At 58.2% G+C, this 22281-nt stretch carries 24 protein-coding genes; 10 read left to right on the plus strand and 14 right to left on the minus strand.

The genetic code is table 11. From position 1 onward, the window contains the following. Nucleotides 1–30 precede the first annotated feature (30 nt). The 3 genes from ACIPLA_RS22950 (at nucleotide 31) to ACIPLA_RS22960 (ending at nucleotide 1444) form a co-directional block, all read left to right on the plus strand. Nucleotides 31–222, plus strand: coding sequence for an HNH/endonuclease VII fold putative polymorphic toxin (locus ACIPLA_RS22950; protein WP_401176216.1), 192 nt, complete (start codon nucleotides 31–33; stop codon nucleotides 220–222). After that, a complete protein-coding gene (locus ACIPLA_RS22955; RefSeq protein WP_401176219.1) occupies nucleotides 212–847 on the plus strand; it encodes a hypothetical protein in 636 nt (211 codons plus the stop codon). The genes ACIPLA_RS22950 and ACIPLA_RS22955 overlap by 11 nt, the downstream gene beginning before the upstream one ends. 228 nt (nucleotides 848–1075) lie before the next feature. Then, nucleotides 1076–1444, plus strand: a complete 369-nt coding sequence (locus tag ACIPLA_RS22960; protein ID WP_401176222.1) for a hypothetical protein — start codon at nucleotides 1076–1078, stop codon at nucleotides 1442–1444. 176 nt (nucleotides 1445–1620) lie between these two features. On the opposite strand, the gene ACIPLA_RS22965 is transcribed toward ACIPLA_RS22960, so the two are convergent. Together ACIPLA_RS22965 and ACIPLA_RS22970 are read right to left on the minus strand one after the other, a co-directional pair. Then, nucleotides 1621–1893 (minus strand): hypothetical protein, encoded by a 273-nt coding sequence (locus ACIPLA_RS22965; protein WP_028939944.1) that lies wholly within the window; start codon nucleotides 1891–1893, stop codon nucleotides 1621–1623. 510 nt (nucleotides 1894–2403) lie between these two features. After that, complete coding sequence (locus tag ACIPLA_RS22970; RefSeq protein ID WP_401176225.1) at nucleotides 2404–3138, minus strand: DUF899 domain-containing protein; 735 nt, start codon at nucleotides 3136–3138, stop codon at nucleotides 2404–2406. Nucleotides 3139–3339: 201 nt separating this feature from the next. Between ACIPLA_RS22970 and ACIPLA_RS22975 the strand changes: the two genes are divergently transcribed. Next, nucleotides 3340–3732, plus strand: coding sequence for a transcriptional regulator (locus tag ACIPLA_RS22975; protein WP_218397834.1), 393 nt, complete (start codon nucleotides 3340–3342; stop codon nucleotides 3730–3732). 125 nt (nucleotides 3733–3857) lie between these two features. Here ACIPLA_RS22975 and ACIPLA_RS22980 read toward each other — a convergent pair whose 3' ends face one another. The 3 genes from ACIPLA_RS22980 to ACIPLA_RS22990 form a co-directional block, all read right to left on the minus strand. Beyond that, nucleotides 3858–4727: a DUF6279 family lipoprotein gene (locus tag ACIPLA_RS22980; protein ID WP_401176229.1), complete on the minus strand. Its 870-nt coding sequence runs from the start codon at nucleotides 4725–4727 to the stop codon at nucleotides 3858–3860. A gap of 76 nt (nucleotides 4728–4803) precedes the next feature. Continuing rightward, nucleotides 4804–5520, minus strand: coding sequence for a TorF family putative porin (locus ACIPLA_RS22985; protein ID WP_401176231.1), 717 nt, complete (start codon nucleotides 5518–5520; stop codon nucleotides 4804–4806). Between the two features lie 210 nt (nucleotides 5521–5730). After that, the gene (locus tag ACIPLA_RS22990; RefSeq protein WP_017337097.1) at nucleotides 5731–5919 is read right to left on the minus strand and encodes a hypothetical protein; all 189 of its coding nucleotides are present in this window, start codon (nucleotides 5917–5919) and stop codon (nucleotides 5731–5733) included. Between the two features lie 351 nt (nucleotides 5920–6270). Between ACIPLA_RS22990 and ACIPLA_RS22995 the strand changes: the two genes are divergently transcribed. Then, nucleotides 6271–7107 carry a S1 RNA-binding domain-containing protein gene (locus ACIPLA_RS22995; RefSeq protein WP_030131899.1) on the plus strand — a complete coding sequence of 279 codons (837 nt, stop codon included), beginning with the start codon at nucleotides 6271–6273 and terminating at the stop codon, nucleotides 7105–7107. Between the two features lie 280 nt (nucleotides 7108–7387). Further along, a complete protein-coding gene (locus ACIPLA_RS23000; protein ID WP_063341262.1) occupies nucleotides 7388–8320 on the plus strand; it encodes a DMT family transporter in 933 nt (310 codons plus the stop codon). Here the strand turns inward: ACIPLA_RS23000 and ACIPLA_RS23005 are convergent. After that, the gene (locus ACIPLA_RS23005; RefSeq protein WP_401176236.1) at nucleotides 8256–9446 is read right to left on the minus strand and encodes an MFS transporter; all 1191 of its coding nucleotides are present in this window, start codon (nucleotides 9444–9446) and stop codon (nucleotides 8256–8258) included. The two genes, ACIPLA_RS23000 and ACIPLA_RS23005, sit on opposite strands and share 65 nt — an antisense overlap. A gap of 104 nt (nucleotides 9447–9550) precedes the next feature. On the opposite strand from ACIPLA_RS23005, the gene ACIPLA_RS23010 reads away from it, so the two are divergent. Both ACIPLA_RS23010 and ACIPLA_RS23015 read left to right on the plus strand, forming a co-directional pair. Further along, nucleotides 9551–10444: a putrescine utilization regulator PtrR gene (locus tag ACIPLA_RS23010; protein ID WP_192343938.1), complete on the plus strand. Its 894-nt coding sequence runs from the start codon at nucleotides 9551–9553 to the stop codon at nucleotides 10442–10444. A gap of 139 nt (nucleotides 10445–10583) precedes the next feature. Then, nucleotides 10584–10712, plus strand: coding sequence for a PA1414 family protein (locus ACIPLA_RS23015; protein ID WP_007905120.1), 129 nt, complete (start codon nucleotides 10584–10586; stop codon nucleotides 10710–10712). Nucleotides 10713–10898: 186 nt separating this feature from the next. Here ACIPLA_RS23015 and ACIPLA_RS23020 read toward each other — a convergent pair whose 3' ends face one another. The 6 genes from ACIPLA_RS23020 to speB all read right to left on the minus strand — a co-directional run bounded on the left by ACIPLA_RS23020 (nucleotide 10899) and on the right by speB (nucleotide 16535). Then, nucleotides 10899–11150, minus strand: coding sequence for an acyl carrier protein (locus ACIPLA_RS23020; protein WP_401176241.1), 252 nt, complete (start codon nucleotides 11148–11150; stop codon nucleotides 10899–10901). A gap of 55 nt (nucleotides 11151–11205) precedes the next feature. Then, a complete protein-coding gene (locus ACIPLA_RS23025; protein ID WP_401176243.1) occupies nucleotides 11206–11931 on the minus strand; it encodes an MBL fold metallo-hydrolase in 726 nt (241 codons plus the stop codon). Between the two features lie 86 nt (nucleotides 11932–12017). Next, entirely contained in the window at nucleotides 12018–13397 is a 1380-nt protein-coding gene (locus ACIPLA_RS23030; RefSeq protein ID WP_401176246.1) for a sodium:solute symporter, read from the minus strand. 189 nt (nucleotides 13398–13586) lie between these two features. After that, nucleotides 13587–15098: a purine-cytosine permease family protein gene (locus ACIPLA_RS23035; protein WP_401176249.1), complete on the minus strand. Its 1512-nt coding sequence runs from the start codon at nucleotides 15096–15098 to the stop codon at nucleotides 13587–13589. Nucleotides 15099–15152: 54 nt separating this feature from the next. Then, nucleotides 15153–15575, minus strand: coding sequence for a nuclear transport factor 2 family protein (locus ACIPLA_RS23040; protein WP_218397821.1), 423 nt, complete (start codon nucleotides 15573–15575; stop codon nucleotides 15153–15155). A gap of 9 nt (nucleotides 15576–15584) precedes the next feature. After that, a complete protein-coding gene (gene speB, locus ACIPLA_RS23045) occupies nucleotides 15585–16535 on the minus strand; it encodes an agmatinase (protein ID WP_030131905.1) in 951 nt (316 codons plus the stop codon). A 367-nt stretch (nucleotides 16536–16902) separates the two neighbouring features. Here speB and ACIPLA_RS23050 point away from each other — a divergent pair, with 367 nt between their 5' ends. Together ACIPLA_RS23050 and ACIPLA_RS23055 are read left to right on the plus strand one after the other, a co-directional pair. After that, nucleotides 16903–17796: a LysR family transcriptional regulator gene (locus ACIPLA_RS23050; RefSeq protein ID WP_008013540.1), complete on the plus strand. Its 894-nt coding sequence runs from the start codon at nucleotides 16903–16905 to the stop codon at nucleotides 17794–17796. A gap of 4 nt (nucleotides 17797–17800) precedes the next feature. Beyond that, complete coding sequence (locus ACIPLA_RS23055) at nucleotides 17801–18397, plus strand: tRNA-uridine aminocarboxypropyltransferase (protein WP_401176253.1); 597 nt, start codon at nucleotides 17801–17803, stop codon at nucleotides 18395–18397. Nucleotides 18398–18536: 139 nt separating this feature from the next. Here the strand turns inward: ACIPLA_RS23055 and ACIPLA_RS23060 are convergent, their stop codons facing one another. Together ACIPLA_RS23060 and ACIPLA_RS23065 are read right to left on the minus strand one after the other, a co-directional pair. Then, entirely contained in the window at nucleotides 18537–19901 is a 1365-nt protein-coding gene (locus tag ACIPLA_RS23060; RefSeq protein ID WP_401176255.1) for an HlyD family type I secretion periplasmic adaptor subunit, read from the minus strand. Nucleotides 19902–19994: 93 nt separating this feature from the next. Beyond that, on the minus strand, nucleotides 19995–22154 hold the full coding sequence (locus ACIPLA_RS23065; protein WP_218397816.1) for a type I secretion system permease/ATPase: 2160 nt from the start codon (nucleotides 22152–22154) through the stop codon (nucleotides 19995–19997). Nucleotides 22155–22281 lie beyond the last annotated feature (127 nt).

Genomic DNA, 22281 nt, shown 5'->3' on the forward strand with positions numbered 1-22281 from the left:
ATCCCAACAAGCCAGCAACCAAGTCGTGTATTGCCAAACGTCGATAAGCGCGGTAACCCTCAGCCAGGGAGCATCTACGAATTTGAGGTTCCGACACCAGGCGGAGGAATGAAAACAGTTAGAATCCGTGACGATGCTGGAGGACACGATTTCGGTGACGGAAACTCACAAAATCGAGGTCCACATTTTAACGATCAGCCAGGAAATCATTATGATTACTAGCGTTCGAATTGTACGTGTACCTGATGTTTTTGCGGATAATGAAGTAATTAATGTTCATGGGGCGGCGGCGCTGGATTGTGATATTGATATTTCAGCAAAAAGTTGGTTGCTTGAGAGCCCCACGGTTGAATCGATGTTGCAGCTGTTTAGAGATATTTACATGTCGGTTGGCGCAGAGTTTTCTGGCTGGAGGGGGTGGCTGGTTGTTAGAAACTCCGCTTGGCAACCGAATACCAAAGTTGTACGGCATCGAAAATTGTGGGCTGCTTTGAAGTTTCGTGGCTTTGAAGTCGTGGGTGGATGCGACTTTCAAGAGAGCTCAATTGAGAGTGTGTCAGGGATTAAGTTTTCAGGTGCAGTGCGAATCTCGGATGCTTCTATTGAGTCTGTTGTTAAAATTCTGCTGAATGAGCGATGCTCCTACATTATTTTTTCATCAGAAGACGTTGTAGCTGAAAATATTATTAATGCAGAGTGGTCTGGTGATGTTAGTCAAGATATTAAATTGATCTATTCCGTTAGCGTGGTTAAGGGGGTGCTTTTGGATTTGGTGGGTGAGTTCGACGATTTTGAAAAAGGGTTTTCGATCTTTGGTCGTCGGAATGTTGTAAATAGATTCTCATGAGTGGATGATCACTGCTCGAAGGGGACGGATTTATTTGTTTGCAACTGTGCAATGGCCAAAATATAAAACCGTCAACTTTTTTTTAATTCAGGAAATATCATACGGGTTCACCCTAAAAGCATTAATGGGCAGCCGGTTAGCGTAAAGGGGACTAGCGTAAAGGGGACGGATTTATTTTCTAAGAGTGGTGGCCAGAAAATAAATCCCCTTTTTCACCGAGAACTAAATATGAAGGCTGATCTTGATTTTCATGATGCGGTTTCTTTGGTCAAGAAGCTTTATAGTGATGCTATTGACGGGAGAAAGTTTCGGCCTGAACAGGCGTTTGCATATGTCCAAGATGAAACGGAAAGTTTGCATCGGGATGATGCTCCAGGCATAAATGCGGTTCTTCAAACTGCTATATATATTGAAGGAAATCGTCGTGGGTTAGTGTTGTCAAAGGATAGCCTGTACGCACAGGAGATGTTGGAGCTTTTAGCTGATATCTATGGGAGGTGTGCTGTGCAAGAATTAATAGAAGCTGGGGTGAGCGGAGAGGATTTAGAGCGTCTGAAGTTGGAAATGGATTTTGTGAGAGAAAAATTTTTAAAGTGATCGAGTGGGAGATTAAACGGGGATTTTGTAGTGGTCTAATTTTCCCGGATACAGAGAATGCAACTGTCGAGGATTTTTCAGGGCATTTGACGACAGCTTCAAGCTGCAAGCCAATCATTATTTCGAAGTAAGTGGGACAACTTGAAAACGGGCGACCTACAGTCGCCCGTTTTCATTCACTCCGCAGCCTGCGCCCGCAACCGTCTACCAATCACATCCATCAAATCACAACCATCCCGCAACGGAATGGCCAGCAGTTTGGAAAAGTCAGAAAGCACCACCGTGTCGCAACCAATCTCGGCACGAAAGGCGATGTTCTCCAGCACCTGGGTAACCGTGCGAATGCGGTAATCCGCCATCGCGTGCAGGACGTCGAGTGGCGCTTGGGTATCAATAAGTAGAGACGCCGGGATCAGGTCGATTCCGGTGAGGGGCATGTATCGATTCATTTGAAGATCTCTGTTTGATTGGCTAATGCCGTCACTCAGTCGTCGCCAAACGAGAGGGTGGCAGCTGTACGCAGGTTGGCGAACCGGTACAGAGAAACCGGCAGATCCGAAGATCTCCCGCGCACAGCCGCCATAAAATAGCGGCTTTGCGGGTGCGTTGGCGCCTGCAATTAAGCTGATAGCCTTCGCATTCTCTATAATCAGGTCGCCAAACCTGAATCGCCATTTGGGCGACGGGCGGACTATAAGCTTCATCGTTCCAGCGGTGCAAGGTGCCATATTCCGAGGTTGTTGTAGGGCATTTGCCCCAGTTGCAGTCAGGCAAACGGATGCAACCAACAGAACACCACGCAACTTTGTGGGAGCGAGCCTGCTCGCGAAAGCGGTGTATCAGTCGACATCAATGTTGAATGTCAGTCAGTCATCGCGAGCAGGCTCGCTCCCACAGGGGATTTGTGGTGTTCACGGATGTTGTGTTCAACCCGAGCCAATGCCCGCGATGGCTGCGGTCTATCCCCCATGGCAGCAACTGGCCGCTGCCTTGTCCTCATACCGATCATGATGCCGCACCCAATCCATGATCTCCTCTTCATTACGCCCCTTGGGCGTGAGGTCCAGATAGTTATAGGCCCCCACCAGCAAATCCAAACCTCGGGCATACGTTGAATAGGTGTGAAAAATCTCCCCCACTTCATTGCGATAAAACACGCTGAGCCCGGGGAGTTCTTCTTCAGCCCCATCGGATTTCTCGTAGTTGTAGGTAGCTTTTCCAGCGGCGACGTCTTCGGCTCGGGCTGAGACGCCAAAGTCATAGTTGAAGTCGCAGCCTTCGGACGAGACCCAGTCGAATTTCCACCCCATGCGCCGTTTGAAAAGCTGGAATTCGGCGAACGGTGCGTGGGAAACCGCGACCACAGCCACGTCGTGATGGGCCAGGTGTTGGTTGGCGCCGTCGATGTGGTCGGACAGGAACGAGCAGCCTGGGCAGCCTTCGTCCCAGCCTGCGGCGAACATGAAGTGGTAGATGATCAATTGGCTGCGACCGCCGAACAGGTCGGTCAGGCTCAGTTCGCCGTTGGGGCCCTGAAAGCGGTAGGGTTTGTCGATTTTCACCCAGGGCAAAGCGCGGCGTTCGGCGCTGAGTTTGTCTCGTTCCCTGGTGAAGGCTTTTTCGTGGGCCAGGTGTTGTTTGCGGGCAGCCAGCCATTCTTCCCGGGACACGACCGGATGGTTCTGAATGTTCATGGTGATTTCTCCTGCATGCTTTGGCGAAAGTCGATCCGCGCAGAGGGGTAAACCGTCTTACACAGCCTAGTCGTTTGGCCTGTGCCCTATTCGACATACCGCTGGTCGGTAGGGCGAAATAACCAGGCTGAACGGCCGCCCTGCCTGTCGGTCACAACCTATGAAGGCCATTTCACTCACGGGCTCTGGAGGTTGATCAGGATGACGACTTATAACTGGGATTTGATTGAACGCTTGCTGCATGAAGTGCAGAACGGCGCTGGCCACAGTTTCACCCCACGGCCTTATGCCGAGCAGTATGCGGCGGAGAAAGCGTCGGAAGGTGAGCCGTTTGAGAACCTGGATCACCTGAAAACCGTGGCTGGCGAGTACGAAAAGTTACTGCTGCTGCGGGGTTATATCGAGCCTCGGCCCGAGGACCAGGGTGGTAATGGCGAGAATTACATTTTGACGCCCAGAGGTTCGAGTTTGTTGAGCCTGATCGACAGCAGCATTCCGGGTAATGAGCATCCGCGGCAGGTGCTGGATGAACAGGAAGATGCGCTGGAGGAATTGACGTTTGATGAGGTGGCGTCGAAGGCGCAGATTGCCTGAAGATCGCGTTTACCCCCTGTGGGAGCGGGCTTGCTCGCGAATGCGGTGTGACAGTCGACATAGATTTGAATGTTGAACCGCATTCGCGAGCAAGCCCGCTCCCACATTGGATTGTGGTGGTCCGTTTAATCCTGCCGCGCCGCTTTCAGGCATTTCAAATCAGCGAAATCCTTGCGCACGCCTTCAATCTTTTGCAGCAACCGTTCACGTTGAACCGGTGTGCTCTCGGCCATCACGTCCACCAGCAACGCCCTTGCCTGGGCTTCGGTGTTGGCGTAGGCCTGGCGGTAAGCCGGCGTCCACAAACTCTCGCGATTCACCAGAAGTGTCTCGATTCGCTGTGGGAATTCTGGGCTCTGCCGCTGCGCGACTGCCGCGCTGAATTGCTGTTGCCAATGGGCGCGGTTGGCAATCCATTGCTTGTTCTGATCACCCAAGGCATTCGACCAGGCCACGACCCGTTGCTGTTGGCTTGGGTTGAGCGGGCCGAGCCAGTCATTCAGGCGTTTCTCCATGCGCTTGCTCCGCTCTTTGATCTGTTGCTCCAGAGACGGCTTGAGGTAGGCCTCCTGGCGTTTGCGTTGGTCCTTGGTGAAGGCGTCGTTCATTTCCGCGACTTGCTTGTCATCAAGGCCCTGCAACAGCTCGATGGCCGACGGGGTGATTTCCCGGGCGGTATCGGCGATGGCCTGTTTGGCTTCCTGGGTGCGGGTTTGCAATGCGGCGTCGGTGATCTGGTTGGCCTCGACCATGGCCTGCAAACGATCCAGCCAGTCGAGGTAACCGGGCAGTTGCGTGGTGCAGTGCCAGCTCAGGTGTTCTTTGAGGCGCTCGTTGAACCAGTCTTTTTGCTCGTGATTCATCTCCAGGTAGTCGCTGAGCGTCCAGGGAATGATCACGTCGAGATTGCGGTAAGCCAGGCCCACGCGGCTGCACGCGGCGACAGTGAGGCTGAGGGTGATGATGACGCCGAGCTGTTTCCACCAGTGCGACATGGCGAGTCCTTGCGAAGACCTGGTTTCTTAAGGGTTCTCTTGTGTGATCGCGGGATAAGCCCGGCAGTTCAGCCAATTAATAGAAGCTGTGCGCAGCCTTGAGCGTCACCAGGCCGTCGCACTGGCTATTGTGGCCAGAATAAGCGGAACAATCGCTGCCGCTCAGGCTTGAATCACTGTAGATCAAGTCCAGATCGATGCCCATGAATGGCCGGGACAATTTCACTGACCAGTCGGTAAAACTGCCTACATACCCATCGTCGACGGACACCGGTGTGTTGAGTTGGTGGGTGGTGTATTTCAGGCTGATCCCGATGCCGAACGGCTGGTTGCCGCTGAGGTCGGCGAACAGGGTGCTGTTCTGTTTGTCGGGGTCGTTGCTGAAGGCCGCGCCGAAGCGGCTGCCCAGCAGGGTCAGGCCGCCGAACAGCTCCTGGCTGTCGAGGGTGTCCACTTTCGGGTAGCTGTAATGGATCATGCCCACTTCGTAGCCGAGGGAGTGATCGAAAGGCTGTTTAAAGCCCATGTAGGAATCGACTTCAAGGTTGCTCGACGGGCTGAGTCCCATGCTGGGGGACCATTGACCTACATAGAAGCCGCTGTCGTGGCTCAGGTCGAGGCCCCCATGGAACGAGCCGGTCGTCGAGGGTTTGACCAGCCCTTGGGCCATGCTGCGGCTGGGGGTGGTCGCGAGTTTGAGATCGAAATCGCCCAGTTCGCGTTGGAAGACTTGTGCTTGGGCGACCGAATACCACAGCAGGCTGCCGAGCAGAAAAAGAGAGGGCTTGAGCATGCGTCACTCCATGAACAGCGAGGAGCAGGTCCTGAAAACCTGCTGAAACGCTTGATCCAGACACGTGCAAGCATACCGGCGAATGTTCGGCATCGAGGGCCGTTCGTCGATTTTTGAAATATTGATTTGTTTTATGGGGTATTGCGGGAGGGTTCCAGTCCAAGCGCTTCGAAGCTCAAAGCGCTTAGGGACCAGTTAACGCGGGGGAAATTACTTCTTGCCCAGCGTGATCTGCTTGGACGGGCCGAACGTCTGGCCGCTGACGCCTTTGGCAATTTGCTGGATCTCTCCGCCGGACTTGAGGAACGCAGCGATCTGGTTGTTGATCGATTCGCTGGTTTCAACGGCTGGAGCTGGCTTTGCTTTGCTGTTGGATGCTTTTACACGCATGGCGGCCATTAACCTGTAGAAATTAACTTGGCCAGGCATCGTACAGGAAATACTTGACAATTGCTTGGTAAATATCCTCCCGAAATACACCTTGGAGCAACGCAATTTATCGCAAGTTATTATTCGCAATGTTCCCGTAAGCTGCTGTTTTAACTAAGAACCCAAGTGAAGAAAAAGCGTTTTTCGGATGGGCAGACCAGGGAGCGAGGCACCCAAATGGTCTGACGAGCGGGCAAGCGCACCGGGTAAAACCCAGGAAAATTAAGGCCTTCGACGGATTTTCTTGTGCCACCGGACCGGCCGCCGAACGCGGCCCGCAAAACCGGGTAGAATGCCGCCCACGCAATGAGGGTATTGGACATGGCTTTAGTCGGGCGCTACAACAGTTTGCAAGTGGTTAAACACACTAACTTCGGTTTATATCTGGACGGTGGCGCGGATGGCGAAATCCTTCTGCCTAACCGTTATATCCCCAAAGATATTCCCAGCGAAGATGAAGACTGGCTCAACGTTTTTATTTATCTGGACAGCGATGACAAACTTATCGCAACGACCGAAAAGCCGAAAGTTCAAGTCGGTGAATTCGCCAGTTTGAAAGTTGTTGAAGTCAACAGCATCGGTGTGTTCCTGGATTGGGGTTTGCCGAAGGACCTGCTGCTGCCGTATTCCGAAGAAAAGCGCCAGATGACGGCCGGCGAGTATGTCGTGGTGCACGTTTATCTCGACAAACACACGCGCCGCATCACCGCGACGGCGCGTCTGGACCGCTACCTGGACAAGACCCCGGCCAATTACACCCCGGGTCAGGAAGTTGATTTGCTGGTGGCCGAAGCGACCGATATGGGCTTCAAGGCAATCATCAACAACAAGCACTGGGGCCTGATCCACAAGAACGAAATCTTCAAGTTCATGCGCGCCGGTAAAGAAGAGAAGGGCTTTATCAAAGAAGTCCGCGCCGACGGCAAGATCAGCCTGAGCCTGCAACCGGTGGGCGAGGAAGCTGCCACTAGCCTGAACTCGAAGATTCTTGCCAAGTTGCGCGACAACAACGGCACTCTGCCAGTCAGCGACAAGAGCGACCCGACGCTGATCAGCAGTATGTTCGGCGTCAGCAAGGGCAACTTCAAAAAGGCCATTGGTGCGTTGTACAAGAACGGCCAGATCGTCATTCACGCTGATCGTATCGAACTCAGCTGACCCAACGCCGCCCCCGTAGGAGCTGCCGCAGGCTGCGATCTTTTGACTGTAAAAGATCAAGATCAAAAGATCGCAGCCTGCGGTAGCTCCTACAGGGAGGCCGCGACCGCCATATGACGCAAGCAACGATTTAAAGGTCTTTTGCAGACACCTTTTTCTGTCCATCTGGTTAATAATCGACGGCATAATTTTTCGCCCCGGCACTCTGCTCAGCCAGAAGGTCGGGGCTTTGCTTTTACTGTCGAGTCACTGCCATGGATTGTGTTGTCGAGGTGTTCCGGTGAGCGCCACCCGGCGTAGCGCCGATGGATTTGCCCTGCAAGTGATGGTCGGGTTGTGTCTGATCTGGGGCGTGCAGCAGGTGATGATCAAGTGGGCCGCGCCCGACATCGCGCCGGTCATGCAAGCGGCGGGGCGGTCGGGTATTTCCGCATTGCTCGTAGGATTGTTGATCTGCTGGAAGGGCGGTTGGGATCAGGTTGGCACTACCTGGCGCGGCGGCTTGCTGGCGGGTGCGTTGTTTGGCCTGGAGTTTTTCTTCATTTCCGAAGGCCTGCAATTGACCACGGCCGCGCACATGTCGGTGTTCCTTTATACCGCGCCGATCTTCACCGCATTGGGCGTGCATTGGCTGCTGCCCAGTGAACGTTTAAGACCGGTGCAGTGGCTGGGGATTGTTCTCGCCTTCATCGGCATTGCCATTGCGTTTGCCGGTGGCGTGTCGTGGGACAACCTCGACCACCGCATGCTGATGGGCGATGCGTTGGGCGTGCTGGCTGGCGCGTCGTGGGGCGCGACCACCGTGGTGGTGCGCGCCTCGCGCCTGTCGGAAGCGCCGGTGACGCTGACGCTGTTTTATCAACTGATCGTCGGCTTCGTCGGCCTGCTGTTGATCGCGATCCTCAGCGGGCAGGTCACTCATGTCAGCCTGACCACTGTTGCCGTGGCCAGTGTGTTATTCCAAGGGTTGGTGGTGTCGTTCTTCAGTTACCTGACCTGGTTCTGGCTGCTGCGTCGTTATCTGGCGGCGAACCTGGCGGTGTTTTCGTTCATGACGCCGCTGTTCGGCGTCACATTCGGCGTGGTGCTGCTGGGCGAAGAACTGAGCCTGAACTTTGTGATCGGCGCGGTGCTGGTGCTGCTCGGGATCACTTTTGTGAGCGCAGAGCAGTGGGTCCGCCGTCGTTTGCGCAAAGCACTTGGGCAGCCCTGACCGGGCGCAGCAACAAACCTCCTGCGATGAGCAAACCGCTGCCGGCGATCACCAGCGCGGGTTGCAATCCACCGCTGAAATGACTGCTCAGCGCGGCCAGCAACGGCCCGCTGAGCTGACCCACGGCGAAGCACGCGGTCAGCAGCCCGGCGTTGCGCTGGGTGGCATGGGGCGCCAGTTCCCGGGAGCGCTGCATCACCAGTTGCATGCAGGCCAGGAACGGCCCGCCACACAAGATCACCCCCAACGCCAGGCCGGCACCGCTACCCAACAGGCAGGCGAAGACCCCGGCCGCTTGCAACCACAATGTTGCCATCAGCCAATGGCGAGTGGCATTCGGGTTGTGCCGACGCAGGCTCACCAACACCACCCCGATTGCCGCCGCCAGACCGAAGCATGGCCAGAACAGATCGGCTTGCCATTGCCCATGGAACTGCGCGCTGGCCATTTGCGAGAGGAAAGTGGCCGGGATGATGTAGCCCAAACCGTATAACCCATAGATCACCGGTAAAAGTCCGACACCTTGGGCACCCGATGTGACGGCAGACGGGGACGCCGTAGAAAGAGCGGCCGGTTGCGGCAGGAACGGCAGAATCCCCAACAGCATCACCAGCCCGACTCCGGCATACACCAGCCACAAGACTGCGGACGTCTGCCCCAGCAGGTTCGAGCCCAAGGCCAACAACCCTGTCAGAAAAATCCCCAGACCCGGCCCGGCAAAGACCAGGGCGCCAAGCCGCGGACGACCGGCCGCCGCTGCCAACGGTTGACTCAATGCAGTAATCATCACTAACACCCACGCACTGGCCACGCCTGTGCCGAAACGCAATGCCAGATGCGACCAGAACCCGTTGGCCCAGAACGAGGCCAGAGTCAGCAGCACACAGAGCCACAAACCGCCGAGCAGGCGTCGACGAACCTGGTCGGGGCGACGAGCGAACATCGCGTCCACCGCGCCGACGAAGTAGCCGAGGTAGTTGGCGGCGGCAATCAGACCGGCGGCAGTCAGGTCGATCTGGCCTTCGCTGAGCAAGTGCGGCAGTTGCGGGGTCAGGGCGAAACGCCCGATGCCCATGGCCATCATCAGGGCGATGAAGCTCGCGGTTAAGCGAATCAGAGGGGACATGGTCTGAGTTCCGTTTCGAGGATCAATGACCGTCAGGCTAGGACTGATTGACTTTCTTTAAAAATGAATAATAGTGAGAAACTTGTTCTGATTTGGAGAATTGCGTGGAATTCAGCCAATTGCGGATTTTCCAGGCGGTGGCGCAGGAGGGCTCCATTACCCGCGCTGCTGAACGATTGCATCGCGTGCCGTCCAACCTGTCGACCCGGCTCAAGCAGCTCGAAGAGCAACTCGGTGTCGAACTGTTCGTACGTGAGCGTCAGCGTTTGCAGTTGTCACCTGCGGGAAAAGTCCTCTTGGACTACACCGCCAAGCTGTTCGCCTTGCACGACGAAGCCCACGCGGCAGTGCAGGGCGGGCAACCGGCCGGGGACTTCGTACTGGGCACCATGTACAGCACCGCCGCAATTCACCTGCCAGAGCTGTTGGCGCGTTATCACCGCAGCTATCCGGCGGTGAACCTGCAAGTGCAATCGGGCCCCAGCGGCGAATTGCTCGAAGGTCTGCTCACCGGGCGCCTCGATGCGGCGCTGGTGGACGGTCCGCTGGAACTGGCCGGGCTCGACGGCGTGCCGTTATGCCACGAACGGCTGGTATTGATCAGCGAGGCCGATCATCCGCCGGTACGCAGTGCACTGGATGTCGAAGGACGTTCGGTGTTCACGTTTCGGCAGGGCTGTTCCTATCGGATGCGTCTGGAAGCCTGGTTTGCCCATGACCATGCAGCCATGGGCCGGGCGATGGAGATCGAGTCTTATCCGGGAATGCTTGCCTGCGTGATTGCCGGCTCCGGCGTAGCGCTGATGTCGGAGTCGATGCTCGCTAGTCTGCCGGGGCGCGAAAGTGTGGCGGTGCACCCGTTGGCCGAGCCGTTCGCCAGCGCGACCACCTGGCTGATGTGGCGCAAAGGCATGGTCGGGGCCAACCTGAATGCATGGATCGAGCAGCAGCAGGCGGTGTATCCGTCGGCAGCGATTCAGACCCAGGCAATTGCTTGAACCAACGCTCTGGGATTTGGATCAATTTAGTAACAGATCATTGCGATCTTGGGCGAGCATTGCGTAGGACTTCGGACTATTATCAGTGCGAAGGGGCTACAGAACTTCAGCCGCTCGGCACTACCCTGAAGGGGGCACCATGAAAGAGAAAATCCAAAACTGGCTGCATGACCTGGGTGTCGCACTCGGTTTGATCGAACCGCCTCTGCAACCCATACCCATTCGCACTGACGACGAACAACGTCGCCGCCAGCAGCGCCGTCGGTAAATCTGGCAAATCACCTGTGGCGAGGGAGCTTGCTCCCGCTGGGGCGCGCAGCGGCCCCATTCATCGCCACTGAGGTGGATCAGGTCGAGCACGGATGCAGCTTGCGATTGCTGCGCAATCGAGCGGGAGCAAGCTCCCTCGCCACAGAGGTTCATTCGTCATATCGGTTGTATATGGCAACCCATCTCAATACCGCCCAATCTCAATCAAAAACCGGCTCAAGTCGTCGACGGTCGTAGCAGTCTTGAGCATCCGGTCTTCTTCGGCGATAGACGCTGTCAATCCCAGCTGATCTTCCAGATGGAAAATCAGATCTTCAATATCTTCTTTATTCAGTCCCAACTGCACCAGACGGGTGTTGTCGTCGAAGTCATCCCGGCCCTCCAGCAGGCGGCTGATGAAGCGGTGCACGGCTGTACGAACGGCGTCTCTTGTCATGATTGTTCTTCGAGGGCGTCATTGTTGTTGTCCCTGGTGCTGAGTACAGCAGGCTTCAGGCGTGTCGGCGCTGCCACTCGTCAATCATCGTGCGCAAATATTCCCCGGAAAAACTCCCGAAATGCCCGCCATGCACGGTGCGGATCGGCAGCGCGCGCAAGCGTTGCAGGCTGCGGGCGTAGTCGTCGAGGTTGGAGTGATAGGCGTCTTCGATCAGTGGCCCGTCGTAAATGATGTCGCCGCTGAACAGGGTTTCGGTCGCCGCCTCATACAGGCTGATGCCGCCCGGTGAATGACCCGGTGTGTGCAGCACTTGCAGGACCCGATCACCGAGATCGAGCACGTCGCCTTCTTCAATCAAACCCGTGGCCGGTGCGGCTTTGACCCGGTATTCGGCGTAGCACAACGGGCAGTCGGGGTGAGCCTCGAACATGTCGTCGCCGACGAACGCCGTACTCAATGTGTTTTCACCGTCCGGAGAAGCCAGAATCTGCGCTTCAGCCGGGTGCACCAGCCGTTCGGGGAACTCGTGATGCCCGGCGATGTGGTCGAAATGGCAATGGCTGGCCACCGCCACCAGCGGTCGTTCGGTGATCCACGGCAATTGCTCGCGCAGGCTCACCAGCCCGGAACCGCTGTCCAGCAGCAGGTCCTTGTCACGCCCCTGAATGTGCCAGAGGTTGCAGCGATAAAAGGGCCGAATGTGAGGCTCGTGAATCAGGCGTATGCCGTCGCTGAGCTGTTTCACTTCGAACCACTGATCGCGAGAAACAATCTTCATCAAAGGTTTTCTCCAGACGAAAAAAAACGGGTGTGGCAACCGACGCCACACCCGCCGAAGAAAGCATCAAGTCGTCATGTTTAAGCTTAGGCGGCGCTCGCCACCACTGCCGGGCGACGGGACATCAAGCTGACCACCACGAAACTCACCAGGCCTACGCCGAGGCTGTAGTAGATCGGGGTGTTGGCGTCCATACCGTCCTTGACCATGAACAGCAGCGCGGTGGCGAAGCCCATGCCCATGCTGGCGATAGCGCCGGCGGTGGTTGCGCGTTTCCAGAAGATTGCACCGATCAGCGGGATCAGCATGCCGCCCACCAACAGGTTGTAGGCCAGGGTCAAGGCACTGATCACGTCGTTTACCACCAGCGCGATACCCAGCACGGCGATGCCGGTCAGCAGGGTGAACAGGCGGTTCACACCCAGGCTCGACTGTTTACCGCCACGCAGTTTCGGCAGCAGGTCTTCGGTCAGGGTGGTGGCGGCGGCGAGCAGGCCGGCGCTGGCGGTGGACATCATGGCCGCCAGGGCAGCCGCGATCACCAGGCCACGGATACCGTCCGGCAGGGACAGTTTGACGATGGCGGCGAAGGCGTTGTTGACGTTGTCCAGGTCCGGGATCAGCACATGAGCGGCCATGCCGATCAGGGCGCAGGCCAGTCCGTAAAGGATGCAGTAGAAGCCTGCTAATGTACCGGCGACCTGAGCCACTTTGGCGCTCTTGACGGTGAACACACGCTGCCAGATGTCTTGGCCAATCAGGATCCCGAAGAAGTAGATCATGAAGTAGGTGATGATGGTGTCCCAGCCAATCGTGGTGAAGCTGAAGGCGGTTGCCGGCAGTTTCAACACCAACTCATCCCAACCACCGACGCGGTACAGGCAGATTGGCAACAGGATGAACATCAAGCCCACGGTCTTGATGACGAACTGGACGATGTCGGTCAGGGTCAGGGACCACATGCCGCCGATCGCCGAATAAATCACCACCACGCCACCGCCGACCAATACCGATAGCCAGAACGGCAGGTCGAACAGCACTTGCAGCACGGTGCCAATGGCCAGGATCGAGACCACGCCGATCATCAGCGCATACGCCAGCATGATCACCGCGCTCGCGGAGCGGGCCATCGGGTTGTAGCGTTTTTCCAGCACCTGGGTAACGGTGTAGATTTTCAGTTTCAGCAGCGGTTTGGCGAGGAACAGGTTCAGCGCCACAATCCCGCAACCGAGGGCCGCGCAGAGCCAGAAACCGGAGATGCCATGGACGTAGCCCAGGCGCACGGTGCCGACGGTAGATGCGCCGCCCAGAACGGTCGCGGCCATGGTGCCCATGTACAGGCTCGGGCCGAGGTTACGACCGGCGACCAAAAAGTCTTCGTTGGTCTTGGCCTTGCGCATGCCGTAGTAGCCGAGTATCAGCATCGCGGCGGCGTAGATGAGTACGACGAATAAATCCAAAGCCATGATGGCGTGTCTCCGATTGTCTTTTTTATGGTGAGGCGAAAATCAATCTTTGTGGAAAACCGACCCCTGTAGGAGCGAGGCTTGCCCGCGAAGGGAGCGCCGCAGTCCACCAGGCAGACCGCGTCATCGTTCTTCGCGGGCAAGCCTCGCTCCTACAGGTAATGCGTTGACCACAGGTAATGCGTTGAATCAGGCGGCTTGTCGTATCGCCGGTTTACCGAGCGAATCCGTGCCCTTGCTGCGTGCATCGTTGGGGCCGAACACCGCAGCCGGTTCCGGGAACAGGCTCAGCAGCGTCAGGTACACCACGGAGGCCAGGCCGAGGGTCACCGGCAAGCTGATGTCGATCCCACCAGCGAGGTTGCCCAGCGGCCCGACAAACTGCCCCGGCAGGTTCACGAAGCACAAACCCACCAATGCACTTGGGATCCAGGCACCCAGGCCACGCCAGTTCCAGCCGTGGGTGAACCAGTAACGGCCACCTTTTTCGCCACGGGTGAACACTTGCAGGTCATCCGGGCAGTAGAAGCCGCGACGCACCAGCAGGCCGATGATCATGATCACCATCCACGGGGTGGTGCAGGTGATGATCAGCACGGCGAAGGTCGACACGCTCTGCACCAGGTTCGCCGCAAAGCGCCCGATGAAGATGAAGGCAATCGACATCACGCCGATCAGCAACGTTGCCTTGACCCGCGACAGCACCCTCGGGAACACGCTGGACATGTCCAGCCCCGTGCCATACAGCGACGTGGTGCCGGTGGACATGCCGCCGATCACCGCAATCAGGCACACCGGCAGGAAGAACCAGCTTGGTGACACCGCCAGCAGACCGCCGACGTAGTTGTTGGCCGCGATGTAGTCCGGTGCCTTGATCGCTACGATAGTGGCGGTGGCGAGGCCGAACAGGAACGGGATGAAGGTGGCGATCTGCGAGATCACCACGGCGGCCATGATCCGGCGCTTGGAGGTGTCACGCGGGATGTAGCGCGACCAGTCGCCGAGGAACGCCCCGAAGGAAATCGGGTTGCTCATCGCTACCAGCGCAGCGCCGATGAAGGCCGCCCAGAAACCCGGTTGACCGAGACTGACGTTGCCGGCGTAATTCACATCGAAGGGACCGGCGAAAGCAAAGATGCCCAACAGGAACAACAGGCTGGCGCTCCACACCGCGATCTTGTTGACCCACAGCAGGAAGCGGAAACCGTAGATGCACACCGTCAGCACCAAGATCGCGAACAGACCGTAGGCAAGGCCCAGGGTCAAGTCGGTTTCCGGCAGGCCGATCAGGCGTTTTGCGCCACCGATCAACGCATCGCCCGAGCTCCACACCGAAAGCGAGAAGAAGGCGATGGCGGTCAGCAGCGACAGAAACGAACCGACGATCCGCCCATGCACGCCAAAGTGTGCACCGGACGACACGGCGTTGTTGGTGCCATTAAGCGGACCGAACAAACCCATCGGCGCAAGGATCAGCGAACCCAGCAACACGCCCAGCACAATCGCCCAGACGCCCGCCTGGAAAGACAGGCCGAACAGCACCGGGAAACTGCCGAGCACGGCGGTGGCAAAGGTGTTGGAACCGCCGAAGATCATCCGGAACAAGTCCGTCGGGCCTGCGGTGCGTTCGTTGTCCGGGATCTGTTCGACCCCGTGGGTTTCGATTTGCGTAAGGCTTTGGTCTTTGTTGTTGTTATTCATGATCTGCTCCGATCATAAAGGCGCGCTCATCGTGTGTGAGCGTCACCTGTTTGGCTAAGGGGGTGGCAGCCCTTCCGGCATTGCGGACAAATGTTCGTGGCAGGCCAGCCATAGGCCTTGTTGTTCTTGGCCAGACGCCTGTTTTTTGAAAACAATCGTCTCGCGCTCCTGGCTGAAGTGTTGCTCCCCTTGCATGCGCAGCTCGGTGGCCACGTCATGGATGAAAATCGCCACGTCACCTTGCAGGCTGACGAAGGCGTTGCTCGAGGTGCACGACAGCACCTCGAAGCCGTCCTCGGCGCGCCAAGTGTCCCACAACGCCTGATAGGCATCGCGCGACAGCAGGGGCTGCTCGAGGGTGTAGAACACGAAGCTGGCATCAACGCTGAATGCGCCGAAGTAAGCTTCGCGATCGTTACGAGCAAAGGCCGACACCAGCTCAGCGGCGGCGTTGAGTACCTGATCACGTTCGCTCATGACCGATCCTCAGCGATGGACCACGCCTGGCAGTACGCAGAGCATTTCGTACAGCAGGTTGGCGCCCAACAGCGAGGTGTTGCCGGTGGTGTCGTACGCTGGCGAGACTTCCACCAGATCGCAGCCGACCAGATCGAGGCCTTGGCAGCCGCGCACGATTTCGATCGCTTGAATGGTCGTCAGACCGCCGATTTCCGGGGTGCCAGTGCCTGGTGCCCAGGCCGGGTCAATGCCGTCGATATCGAAACTCAGGTACACCGGACCGCCGCCGACTTTCTCGCGAACTTCGGCCATCAGCGGTGCCAGGGATTTGTGCCAGCATTCTTCAGCCTGAACCACACGGAAGCCTTGATTGCGGCTCCAGTTGAAGTCATCAGCGGTGTAACCCTGAGCGCGCAGGCCAATTTGCACCACGCGGTCGCAATCCAGAAGACCTTCTTCCACAGCGCGACGGAAGGTGGTGCCGTGGGCGATCTTCTCGCCGAACATGTGATCGTTCACATCGGCGTGCGCGTCGATGTGTACCAGGCCGACCTTGCCGTGCTTTTTATGGATGGCACGCAGGATCGGCAGGGTGATGGTGTGGTCGCCGCCGAGGGTCAGGGGGATCACATCGTGTTCGAGGATGTTGTCGTAGGCCTCTTCGATGATCCGCACGGCGTCCAGCAGATTGAACGTGTTGATCGCCACGTCACCGATGTCGGCAACCGACAGCGAGTCGAACGGCGCGGCGCCGGTGGCCATGTTGTACGGGCGGATCATCACCGATTCAGCACGGATTTCACGCGGCCCGAAACGGGTGCCGGGGCGCAGGGAAGTGCCGATGTCCAGTGGGATGCCGATAAAGGCAGCGTCCAGGCCGGCAGCAGATGGCAAATGGGGGAGTCGCAGCATGGTGGCGATGCCGCCGAAGCGCGGCATTTCGTTGCCGCCCAGTGGTTGGTGAAGAATCTTGTCCACGGGTAAGGCCTCATCGTCGTTGTTTTATTTATGTCGGTTGCACGCTCGGGGAGAGACGGGCACCGCTGTGGGCCGATTCTGCGAAATGTAGTGACCGGGAAGAATCGCTACGGGCAAATACTTAGTTCAGATTTTTCTAAACTAATGGCGGCGACGGCGATAGACTTCTGCCATGCACAGAATCGCTGATGCCTGTCATTCATAGGCTGAACACCACAACCCATGTGGGAGCGGGCTTGCTCGCGAAGGCGTCGTGTCAGTCGAAATCAATGTTGCCTGGCATACTGCTTTCGCGAGCAAGCCCGCTCCCACATGGGTTGTGTTTCAACAGAAGCACCGTGCGTATCCTTGCAACCGGAGCCCCCCCATGGCCAACGCTTTACCCGACCTGAAACTATTGCGCATCTTCGTCAGCGTGGTCCGCCATCAGGGGTTCGCCAACGCCCAGCAAGAGCTCAACCTCTCGACCTCGGCCATCAGCACTTACATGAGCCAGCTCGAAGCGGCCTTGGGCCTGGTGCTTTGCCATCGCGGTCGCGGTGGTTTCAGCCTGACCAGCAAGGGCGAGTTGTTCCATCAGGAAACCCTGCGTCTATTGGCCGAACTCGAAGGTTTCGAACAATACGCCGCCGCCCTCAAAGGCGAGCTGCGCGGAACCTTGAACCTGGGCGTGATCGACTCCACCGTCAGCGATAAGGCCTTGCCCTTCGCCGAAGCCATCGGTGCCTACAGTCAGGAGCACCCGGCGGTGCATTTGCATCTGTCGGTCATGAGCCCCTACGAGCTGCAACTCGGCGTGCAGGACAACCGCCTCGACCTGGCCATCGGTGCCTTTTCCACGCGCATGAGCGGTCTGGTCTACATGCCGCTGTACCGCGAGCAACACTGGCTGTATTGCAGCAGCCGCCATCCGCTGTTCACCGAGCGGCGCATTCCCGAGCAAGTCATCACCCAACAGCGCATGGTCGGTCGCGGCTATTGGAGCCAGGCGGAACTGGCCCGCCACGGTTTCAAACACAGCGCGGCGACTGTGGAAAGTATGGAAGCCCAGCTGATTCTGGTGCTGTCCGGCGCCTACATCGGTTACTTGCCGGAGCACTACGCCCAGGCTTGGGCCGACAAAGGTGATTTACGCGTGCTGCTGCCGGCGACCTTCGGTTATCAGGCGCCGTTCTCGATGATCGTGCGCCGGGGCCGCAGCCGCGAACCGCTGATCCAGACCTTCCGTGATCTGCTTAAAGCACAACTGAATCAGGCTTAAGACGATGTCCAGAATCCAGTGCCCACGCTGTCTACGCCCGCAAACCCATTGCCTGTGCCCGCTGATCCCGAGCCTCGACAGCCGCACCCGGGTGTTGCTGCTTCAGCATCCAAGCGAAGTGAACCATGCGCTGAACACCGCGCGATTGGCCGCGTTGGGGTTGAAGAATGCCGAGTTGATCGTTGGCGAGGTGTTCGAGGATTTGCCGGTGCTGTTGAATCAGCCGGGCTATCAGGCGCGGCTGCTGTTTCCCGCCGAGGATGCACAACCGTTGCAGGCTTACACCACCCATGATGAACCGCTATTGCTGGTGGTCCCGGACGGCACCTGGCGCAAGGCGCGCAAAATGCTGCACCTCAATCCATTGTTGTCGGCGTTGCCCAGGGTGACATTGGCCGAGGGCGGGGTGTCGCGTTATCGCTTGCGCAAGGCTCCGGGGCCTGGGGCGTTGTCGACGGTGGAGGCGATTGTGCAGGCGTTGCAGACGCTTGAAGCGCCGAGCACTTTCGAGCCGTTGTTAAAACCGTTCGAGGCGTTGATCGAGGGGCAGATTGCGGCGATGGGGGAGGAGGTTTTTCAGCGCAATCATGGGCCGAAATAGTCGTTGTTTCTGAGGGCCTCTTCGCGAGCAAGCCCGCTCCCACATTAGACCGAGTTCCTTCAGGAGAAATGCGATCAACTGTGGGAGCGGGCTTGCTCGCGAAAGCGGTAGAACAATCACAGACAATCTCAACTCAAGACTACCTTTCGCGCATCGCCTCAGTCCGCGCTTTCAACACCGGTTTAAGCAGATAATCCAGCACGCTTTTCTCCCCGGTAATAATGTCCACCGTCGCCACCATCCCCGGGATGATCAGCAGCGGTTTCGCATCCCCGCCCAAATGATTCTTATCGGTGCGCACCTGAATCAGATAAAAGCTGTTGCCCTTGTCATCGGTGATGGTGTCCGCGCCAATTAACTCCAGCTTGGCACTCAGCCCGCCGTAAATCGTGTAGTCGTAAGCGCTGAACTTGACCATGGCTTTCTGGCCCGGGTGCAGGAACGCCACGTCTTGAGGGCGGACTTTGGCTTCGATCAGCAGGTTGTCTTCCAGCGGCACGATTTCCACCATGTCGTTGCCCGGCTGGACCACGCCGCCGATGGTATTGACCTTCAGCATTTTGATAATGCCGTGCACCGGCGACACCACGGTGGTGCGCGTCACCCGGTCGTCGATGGCAATGCTTGAGGCGGTGATTTTCGACAGGTCGGTGCGTTTCTCGTTCAGCTCTTTTGCCGCGTCCGAACGGAAGGATTGTTCGGACTCGTCGATCTTGCTTTTGATCTCATTGATCGCCGATTCGGCACGGGGAATCGCCAGGGTCGTGGCATTCAGCGAGCCGCGGATTTCCACCGCGCTGCGTTTGAGCCGCAGAATTTCCACCGGCGAAACCGCTCCGGTGCCCACCAGTGGCGCCGACATGTTCATTTCTTGTTGCAGCAGCGCCAGGCTGGAACTGAACTGCCCCTGTTTGGAACGGAATTCCGCCAGTTCCTGGGTTTTCTGCCGAAGTTGTTCGGTCAGCGTGCGCTGTTCGCTGGCCAGTCGGCGCTGGCGTTGTTCGTACAGCGAGCGTTCGTCCTCGGCCACTTGTGGCGCCTTGGCGATGACTTCCGCAGACAGCCTGAACGGCCGACCTTCCGCTTCGGCCGATAACCGTTCGACCTGCGCAGTCAGTGCATAACGATCCGCTTCGCTTTCACCCTTGTTCGACAGAAATCGCGTGTCATCCAGGCGCAGCAAGGTGTCGCCCTTGTTCACCATTTGCCCTTCGCGCACGAAGATTTCCGTGACGATGCCGCCCTCCAGGTTCTGGATCACCTGAATCTTGCTCGATGGAATCGCCTTGCCTTCACCCGTGGTGACTTCCTGCAACACGGCGAACTTGGCCCAGACCAGCGAGGTGATCAGCAGCGCCGCCGCCAGCCACACGGTGATCCGCGACCAGCGCGGCGAATCCTGCAACGAGGCGCCGGCGGTTTCCGGCATGAATTCGCTTTCGGCACTTTTGCTGAAACTGCCGAGGTAGCTTCGGGCCGCTGAATCCGGTGTTTGAGCAGACATGGGCGATACCCGTCAGTTAGAGAAATAGCCGAACACAAACCTGTGGCGAGGGAGCTTGCTCCCGCTCGGCGGCGAAGCCGTCGTAAAGTGCCCCTAAACCGTCGCAGAGCCGACACGGCCCTTGCGCAATGCATCGATGACTGCTTCTTTCGGGCCGTCGGCGACGATCCGCCCGTTGTCCAGCACCACCAACCGGTCCACCAGGCTGAGCATCGAGGTGCGATGGGTTACCAACAGCAGGGTTTTGCCCTGAATCCAGCCGTGGAGTTTTTGCCGCAGGACGTCTTCGCTGCTGTTGTCCATGGCGCTGGTGGGTTCGTCGAGCAGCATGATCGGCGGGTCGAGCAACAAGGCCCGCGCCAGCAACACCGCTTGCCGTTGCCCGCCCGACAGCAACTGACCGCGTTCACCCACCGGCCGGTCGAAGCCATGGGGATGTTGGCGAGCCAGTTCGGTGACGCCGGTCAGTTCGGCGACTTCGAGCATCCGGGCATCGCTGATGTAGCGCGCGCCGAGGGTCAGGTTGTCGCGCAGGCTGCCGGCCAGCAATGGCAGGTCGTGGGCGACGTAACCGATCTGTTGACGCAGGTCGGCGACGTCCAGTTGCCGCAGGTCCAGGCCATCGAGCAGCAACTGGCCTTCTTCCGGTGCATAGAAACCCATCACCAGCCGCGCCAATGTGCTTTTGCCCGAACCGCTGCGGCCGATGATGCCGATCCGCTCGCCCGGCTTCATGCTGAAGCTGACGTTGGCCAGGGCCGGAGCATTCTGGCCGTTGTAGTGGAACGTCACGCCGCTGACGTCGAGTGCGCCTTGCAGTTGCGTGCGCTCCAACGGCCGCTGTTTAGCGTCACGTTCTTGCGGCAACGACATCAGCGCATCGGTGCTTTTCATGGTCAGTTGTGCTTGCTGATAACGGGTGATCAGCCCGGCGATCTGTCCCAGCGGCGCGAGCACGCGGCTGCCGAGCATGTAGGTCGCCACCAGCGCGCCGACGCTGAGGTTGCCGGCAATGATGCTGTAGACCCCGGCGACGATGGTCGCCATGCCGGAGAACTGCTGAATGAACAACGTGCCGTTGGTGGCCAGCGCCGAGAGGTTGCGCGCGTGGCTGTCGAGGCGGGTGAGGGCGCCGTGGGTGCTTTCCCATTTGTGCTGGCGTTCGCTTTCGGCGCTGCAGGCCTTGAGGGTTTCCAGGCCGCCGAGGGTTTCGATCAGCAGGGCCTGGCGTTCGGCGCCGAGGCTCAGACTCTTCTGCACGGTGTCGCGCAGACGTGCCTGAATCACCATGGCAAAGATGATCGTGATGGGGAAGGCCAACAGCGGAATCACCACCAGCCAGCCACCGAGCAGGCCGATCACCACCAGCATCAGTACCGCGAAGGGCAGGTCGATCAGGCTGGTCAGGGTGACGGCGGTGAGAAATTCCCGAAGACCCTGAAAGTCATGAATGCTCTGGGCGAAACCACCGATGGTTGCTGGCCGCGCTTTCATCGCCATGCCGGTGATGCGTTCGAACAAGGTTGCCGAAAGAATCACGTCGGTTTTCTTCCCGGCCGTGTCCAGCAAGTGCGCGCGAACCACCCGCAGCACCAGTTCGAAGCCAGTGCCGATCAGCAAGCCGATCGACAGCACCCACAATGTTGAAGTGGCCTGGTTCGGCACCACTCGGTCGTAGGTCTGCATCACGAACAGCGGCACCATCAGGCCCAGCAGGTTGATCAGAAAACTCGCCAGAATCGCATCGCTGTACAGCCACTTCGACAACTTCAACGTGTCGCGAAACCATGCCTCGACTCGTGGCACCAGCGGCGCGCGCAAATCTTCGAGTTCATGCCGCGGCCGGGCGAACAAGGCCTGGCCGCTGTAGTTGGCGGCCAGCTCGTCCGTGCTGACCCATTGTTCTCCACCGTCGGCTTCGCTCGGCAGAATCAGCGCCTGACCGTCATCGCCGAAGCGACGCAAGATTGCGCAGCGGCCATGGTTGAGGATCAGCATCACAGGCAGGTTGAGCGAGGAAATCTCCCCCAGTTCACGGCGCAGCACACGCGCCTGCAAACTGGCCCGGGCCGCTGCGCGCGGCAGCAGGTCCAGGCTCAAACGTTGGTGTGCCATTGGCAGCCCGGCACTCAGGCTGGCGCGACTGACCGTCGCGCCATGAAGTTTGCAGAGAATCAACAGACCGTCCAGAAGCGGGTCGTCGAAGCTCAGACGCGGATCGACACCCGTGTTGCCGGTTTCCATGCTGGTCATATTGATTGCCTGTGGCGAGGGAGCTTGCTCCCGCTTGAGTGCGCAGCACTCACACTGTCTTCATCTTCAATCGGTGTTCGGGGTTGCTGCGCAACCCAGCGGGAGCAAGCTCCCTCGCCACAATTGG

Origin of the sequence: Pseudomonas sp. NPDC086112 (assembly GCF_044746425.1) — a bacterium.
Lineage (GTDB): Bacteria > Pseudomonadota > Gammaproteobacteria > Pseudomonadales > Pseudomonadaceae > Aquipseudomonas.

Bases quoted from the DNA above. Each gene is read 5' to 3' on its own strand.
- ACIPLA_RS22955 (WP_401176219.1), top strand. From the start codon at position 212: ATGATTACTAGCGTTCGAATTGTACGTGTACCTGATGTTTTTGCGGAT.
- ACIPLA_RS22960 (WP_401176222.1), top strand. From the start codon at position 1,076: ATGAAGGCTGATCTTGATTTTCATGATGCGGTTTCTTTGGTCAAGAAG.
- ACIPLA_RS22965 (WP_028939944.1), bottom strand. From the start codon at position 1,893: ATGAATCGATACATGCCCCTCACCGGAATCGACCTGATCCCGGCGTCT.
- ACIPLA_RS22970 (WP_401176225.1), bottom strand. From the start codon at position 3,138: ATGAACATTCAGAACCATCCGGTCGTGTCCCGGGAAGAATGGCTGGCT.
- ACIPLA_RS22975 (WP_218397834.1), top strand. From the start codon at position 3,340: ATGACGACTTATAACTGGGATTTGATTGAACGCTTGCTGCATGAAGTG.
- ACIPLA_RS22980 (WP_401176229.1), bottom strand. From the start codon at position 4,727: ATGTCGCACTGGTGGAAACAGCTCGGCGTCATCATCACCCTCAGCCTC.
- ACIPLA_RS22985 (WP_401176231.1), bottom strand. From the start codon at position 5,520: ATGCTCAAGCCCTCTCTTTTTCTGCTCGGCAGCCTGCTGTGGTATTCG.
- ACIPLA_RS22990 (WP_017337097.1), bottom strand. From the start codon at position 5,919: ATGGCCGCCATGCGTGTAAAAGCATCCAACAGCAAAGCAAAGCCAGCT.
- ACIPLA_RS22995 (WP_030131899.1), top strand. From the start codon at position 6,271: ATGGCTTTAGTCGGGCGCTACAACAGTTTGCAAGTGGTTAAACACACT.
- ACIPLA_RS23005 (WP_401176236.1), bottom strand. From the start codon at position 9,446: ATGTCCCCTCTGATTCGCTTAACCGCGAGCTTCATCGCCCTGATGATG.
- ACIPLA_RS23015 (WP_007905120.1), top strand. From the start codon at position 10,584: ATGAAAGAGAAAATCCAAAACTGGCTGCATGACCTGGGTGTCGCACTC.
- ACIPLA_RS23020 (WP_401176241.1), bottom strand. From the start codon at position 11,150: ATGACAAGAGACGCCGTTCGTACAGCCGTGCACCGCTTCATCAGCCGC.
- ACIPLA_RS23025 (WP_401176243.1), bottom strand. From the start codon at position 11,931: ATGAAGATTGTTTCTCGCGATCAGTGGTTCGAAGTGAAACAGCTCAGC.
- ACIPLA_RS23030 (WP_401176246.1), bottom strand. From the start codon at position 13,397: ATGGCTTTGGATTTATTCGTCGTACTCATCTACGCCGCCGCGATGCTG.
- ACIPLA_RS23035 (WP_401176249.1), bottom strand. From the start codon at position 15,098: ATGAATAACAACAACAAAGACCAAAGCCTTACGCAAATCGAAACCCAC.
- ACIPLA_RS23040 (WP_218397821.1), bottom strand. From the start codon at position 15,575: ATGAGCGAACGTGATCAGGTACTCAACGCCGCCGCTGAGCTGGTGTCG.
- ACIPLA_RS23050 (WP_008013540.1), top strand. From the start codon at position 16,903: ATGGCCAACGCTTTACCCGACCTGAAACTATTGCGCATCTTCGTCAGC.
- ACIPLA_RS23055 (WP_401176253.1), top strand. From the start codon at position 17,801: ATGTCCAGAATCCAGTGCCCACGCTGTCTACGCCCGCAAACCCATTGC.
- ACIPLA_RS23060 (WP_401176255.1), bottom strand. From the start codon at position 19,901: ATGTCTGCTCAAACACCGGATTCAGCGGCCCGAAGCTACCTCGGCAGT.
- ACIPLA_RS23065 (WP_218397816.1), bottom strand. From the start codon at position 22,154: ATGACCAGCATGGAAACCGGCAACACGGGTGTCGATCCGCGTCTGAGC.